Annotated in this window: 4 protein-coding genes and 1 pseudogene; 3 read left to right on the top strand and 2 right to left on the bottom strand. The window is 66.4% G+C overall.

What is annotated here, in order from left to right; translation table 11 throughout:
- Positions 1-571, bottom strand: a 571-nt coding sequence (locus AC5LSR_RS21635) for a hypothetical protein (protein WP_493468908.1), incomplete at its 3' end; no start/stop codon positions are given.
- A gap of 326 nt (positions 572-897) precedes the next feature.
- On the opposite strand from AC5LSR_RS21635, the pseudogene AC5LSR_RS21630 reads away from it, so the two are divergent.
- Positions 898-1625 (top strand): annotated as a pseudogene (locus AC5LSR_RS21630) (IS5 family transposase); the annotation flags it as partial.
- Positions 1626-1628: 3 nt separating this feature from the next.
- On the opposite strand, the gene AC5LSR_RS21625 reads toward AC5LSR_RS21630, so the two are convergent.
- Complete coding sequence (locus tag AC5LSR_RS21625) at positions 1629-2081, bottom strand: YtxH domain-containing protein (protein WP_250286138.1); 453 nt, start codon at positions 2079-2081, stop codon at positions 1629-1631.
- A 578-nt stretch (positions 2082-2659) separates the two neighbouring features.
- On the opposite strand from AC5LSR_RS21625, the gene AC5LSR_RS21620 reads away from it, so the two are divergent.
- Together AC5LSR_RS21620 and AC5LSR_RS21615 are read left to right on the top strand one after the other, a co-directional pair.
- Positions 2660-3481 (top strand): alpha/beta fold hydrolase, encoded by an 822-nt coding sequence (locus tag AC5LSR_RS21620; RefSeq protein ID WP_250286134.1) that lies wholly within the window; start codon positions 2660-2662, stop codon positions 3479-3481.
- A 124-nt stretch (positions 3482-3605) separates the two neighbouring features.
- A complete protein-coding gene (locus tag AC5LSR_RS21615) occupies positions 3606-4424 on the top strand; it encodes an SDR family oxidoreductase (RefSeq protein WP_250286135.1) in 819 nt (272 codons plus the stop codon).
- The last annotated feature ends 67 nt before the right edge of the window (positions 4425-4491 follow it).

Here is a 4491-nt window from a genome sequence, read left to right as displayed (position 1 = left end):
GGGCGATCCAACGAGCCCCCCGCAGGTCCACCTGGATGAGGCGCCAGCCACGCCAGGCCAGCGGGAGCGTGCTCGTCACGAGGATCCGGACCGGCGCGTCGGAGCGCAGTTCGGCGCCCGCCGAGCAGAGCACCCAGACGGCGTCGGCGGGCAGCGCCCCGTCCACGAGTGCCCCGTTCTCGTCGAAGGCCAGCAACGTGGCGCCCTCGGCGGTGATCTCCTCCGGCAGCCCCGCGCGGGCCTGTCCCGAGACGCCGTCCGTCAGGAGGACCCCGCCGCCGAACGGGTCAAGGCGCGCCTGGCCCGCCCCGTCGGAGAGGTCGCCCGCGGAACCGGCGTGGTCCTCCGGCGCGGTCACATGGGCGAGCACGGCCACCTCGACAGCGGGCGCGCCAGGCAGTCCCAGCACCCCGAGCGCCGCGAGGAACGCGTCACCCCACTCACGGGCGGACCGCGCACTTGACCGCAGCCCCGCGGCCCGGTGCCAGGCAGGCCAGAACGCCGTCGTGTCGGACCCGGACGCGGCGCGGGCGATCCCGACGACCACGCAGGCGGGCCACCTCTGCGCCACCCCGCCGGCCCTCAGAGCCCGGGACTGCGCTCCCAGCGCCGTAGCCACCGCCTGCGCGAGCCCAGGCTCTGCCTCAAGCCGCCCGGCGACAGCACCCGCCCGGAGCTCTCGTCGCCAGCCGAACTCGAGCAGGTCGAGCAGCCTGTCACCGGCGATGGTGCCGCTGATGGCTCTACCTTCACTGGGCAGGAGGGCCTCCGAGGAACGCTTGCGCCGTTTGTCCCGCGAGGACTGACACGAGACGGCGTCCTCGAAGGTCTCCAGCGCAGGGCGTGGGAACGCCGGATGGGTGAACTGCTGCTCGGCGCGCCGCGCGCCGGCCGTGACACCGGACCGGCGTCTCCTGGAGATACCTGCCCCACGACTTCCCGCCGCACACCACCGTCTACTTCTCCTACGCCGCCTGGCGCGACGAGGGCATTCTTGTCCGGCTCGGCTATGAGCTGACCGGCCTGGCCCGCGCCGCCGACGGCCGCGATCCCGAGCCGACCGCCTGCATCCTCGACACCCAGACCGTCACGACCTCCACCGACGTCCCCCGTGCCAGCCAGGGCACCGACGCCGCCAAGAAGATCGTCGGGAGCGGGGCGTGGTCACCGACACCCTCGGCCTGCTGCTCGCCGTGACCGTCACCGCCGCCCACCTGTCCGACAACACCCTGGGCACACGCCTGCTCGACCAGACGAAGGACACCTGGCAGACGATTTCCAAGACCTGGGTCGACACAGGATTCAAGAACACCGTGGTCGAGCACGGAGCCGCCCTCGGCATCGACGTCGAGGTCGTCTCCAGAAAAACCGGGACCCGCGGTTTCCACCTGGTGAAACGGCGGTGGGTCGTCGAGCGAACCCTGGGCTGGCTGATGTTCCACCGTCGCCTCGCCCGCGACTACGAGACCCTTCCCGCCAGCTCCGAAGCAATGATCCACATCGCTATGATCGACAATGCGGCCAAGCGCATCACGGGCGAGACCACACCCACTTACAGGCCGAGCCACGCCCGCGCGCAAAAGCCAAGCAGGGCGTCGCCAACCGAATCCGGGGCAATGAGATGAGGATCAGGTGCTGACGGCCGCAGCGTCGGCGCGAGCCAAGGTGGCGTCCAGGACGGCGTACTCGGCTTCTTCCACAGCGGCGATAGCGAAAGAGATCGCGCAGACGGCGTCGTCCTCCGCGTACTCCGCGCGCCGCTCGGCACGCTGGGCGTCGCGCTCGGCCTGCTTCTGTTGGACCTCAGCACGCACCTTGCTCACGTGGTCCTTCCAGCGCTCCTGGATCTCGCGCCACCGACTGGATGTCTCCTGGGTCACGTCCGCGGCCTTCTCACGAAGCTCGCTCGCGTGCTGCTCGGCGTTGGCGCGAGCCTGCTCGACTTTGGCCGCCAGCTCCTCGCGGGTCTCGGCTTCGGCAGCATCCGCAGCACTCTCGGCTGCCTTGGCACGCCTTGAGAGGTAGGCCAGTTGTTCGGACAAACGGGCCATAATTCTCACCCTTCCGCCGTCTTCCTGCATAATCACACGACAATCATGCTAGCGCGGATTCCTGGCTGACGCAGGTCCACCCCAACGACGGCGACCATCGCAACCTACATCCCCATTACAGTGATTTGCAACCATCTGTCGACGTCAACCGGCCCGAAGTACAGCGGAGATCCGCCACCCAACAGCGGGTGAATGCGCGGCACGCCGAACAGCCTCCATCCGCGCACTCCCGAGTAGACTTCCGGCATCATCTTCGTAGGTTCGTCTGGCGTCGCAGCGCCTCGCGGTTCGCCCGCTCGCGTGCCGCATGGCCGATGATTCCTGGGCGACGAGAGCTGGTACGTACTGTCGGCTCGCCTGGTCGACCTGGCCCGTGATGCCGGAGCCTGACTGTGCTCCCGATCGCCCTTGTCTCGCGCCTGGCGATTCAGGTGTTCGCCGGCATAGCCAGCCCAGCGCTCAAGGTGACTATGGTCCGGTACGGCCGGGTTTTCTCGCGTCCTGGTCACGCCGACTGGGGACACGACTGGGGTGTTCGACGGACTCATTCAGTGCCTCGCGGGTACGACGGTGCTCGATGCAAGGCCCCCTTCCGTAAGGAGCAGACCGTGAGCACTATCACCACCAGCGACGGAACCGAAATCTACTACAAGGACTGGGGCAAGGGCCCGGCAGTCACGTTCTCGCACGGCTGGCCGCTGAGCTCTGACGCGTGGGACGGCCAGATGCTGTTCCTCGCGCAGCACGGCTTCCGCGTGGTCGCGCACGACCGACGCGGTCACGGCCGGTCCAGCCAGGCTTCGTCGGGCAACGACATGAACGGCTACGCCGACGATCTGGCGGCCGTGATCAACGCGCTCGATCTTACCGACGTCACGCTGGTGGGCCACTCCACCGGCGGTGGAGAGGTCGCTCGCTACATCGGACGTCACGGAACGGCGCGGGTTGCCAAAGCAGTCCTGATCGCCGCGGTTCCGCCGATCATGCTGAAAACCGCCGCCAATCCTGAGGGCCTGCCGATCGAGGTTTTCGACGGCCTGCGGGCCGGTCTCGCCAAGGACCGCTCGCAGTTCTACAAGGATCTGGCAGTCCAGTTCTACGGCGCAAACCGGCCCGGTGCCGAGGTCTCGCAGGGCCTGCTCGACCAGTTCTGGACCTGGAGCATGCAGTCGGGCCTCATCAACGCCTACGAGAGTGTCAAGGCATTCTCCGAGACGGACTTCACCGAGGACCTCGAGAAGTTCGACGTCCCGACCTTGGTGCTGCACGGCGAGGACGACCAGATCGTTCCGGTGAGGGACTCGGCGGTGAAGTCGGCCCGGCTCATCAAGGGCGCAAGGGACATCTACTACCCGGGTGCGCCGCACGGCATCACGGCCACGCACCAGAATCAGGTCAACGCCGAACTGCTCGCCTTCATCCAGGGCTAGCCGCGATCGTCGCCCGAAGCATCGGCTTCTCCGACCCGCAAAGACACAAGAAGCGTGCTTCACCATCACGGCTCCGTCACCGGATGGCTTCCGGAGCCTAGAGCGGCAACTGAAGGGATTCACCATGAAGATCGTGGTTATCGGTGGAAGCGGCCTCATCGGGTCGAAGATCGTCAAAAAACTTCGTGACCACGGCCACGAAGCGGTGCCGGCATCACCAGACTCGGGCGTCAACACACTCACCGGCGAGGGCCTGGCCGAGGCGCTCGAGGAAGCCTCTGTGGTCGTCGACGTGTCGAACTCCCCATCCTTCGAGGATGCAGCAGTGTTGACGTTCTTCCAAACATCAACCGGCAATCTCCTCAACGCTGAAGCGGCCGCAGGCGTGGGCCATCACGTCGCGTTGTCGGTCGTTGGAACCGAACGCCTCCTCGAAAGCGGATACTTCCGCGCCAAGATCTCCCAAGAAAAGCTGATCGAGGGATCGTCGATCCCCTACTCGATCGTCCGCGCGACGCAGTTCTTCGAATTCGTCAATCGCCTCGCTGACTTTGCAACCGACGGCAACACAGTGCGACTCGCACCCGCCCTGATCCAACCCATGGCAGCTGACGATGTCGCGACCGCGGTTGGCAGGGTCTGCGTGGGATCGCCGGTGAACGGCATCGTTGAAGTGGCGGGGCCACAAAAGTTTCGTCTCGACGAACTCATCCGACTAGACCTCAGGGAACGCCACGATCCACGCGAAGTGATCACGGATCCACGCGCACGCTACTCCGGCGCAGAACTGAACGAGCGCACCCTCGTTCCCGGCGATGACGCCAGCCTCGCCGAGACCCGATTCGAAAACTGGCTCAGCCGCTCCACGGCCCAGCAGCAATCAACTCCGAGTGGAAAGGAACCTAGGCTAAGTGGTCTCGCCCGTAAGTCCTTCGGAGGTTGATCAGGCTGCCTGTGGGGCGGAGGATTCTTCTTATCGGTCGGGTGCGTGTCGATCGAGTCTGGCCAGT

It is taken from the genome of Protofrankia sp. CiP1_Cm_nod4 (assembly GCF_982290645.1).
Note: the sequence above shows the minus strand (reverse complement) of the source record. Positions and strands in the feature narration are given on the sequence as shown.

Bases quoted from the DNA above. Each gene is read 5' to 3' on its own strand.
- AC5LSR_RS21625 (WP_250286138.1), bottom strand. From the start codon at position 2,081: ATGCAGGAAGACGGCGGAAGGGTGAGAATTATGGCCCGTTTGTCCGAA.
- AC5LSR_RS21615 (WP_250286135.1), top strand. From the start codon at position 3,606: ATGAAGATCGTGGTTATCGGTGGAAGCGGCCTCATCGGGTCGAAGATC.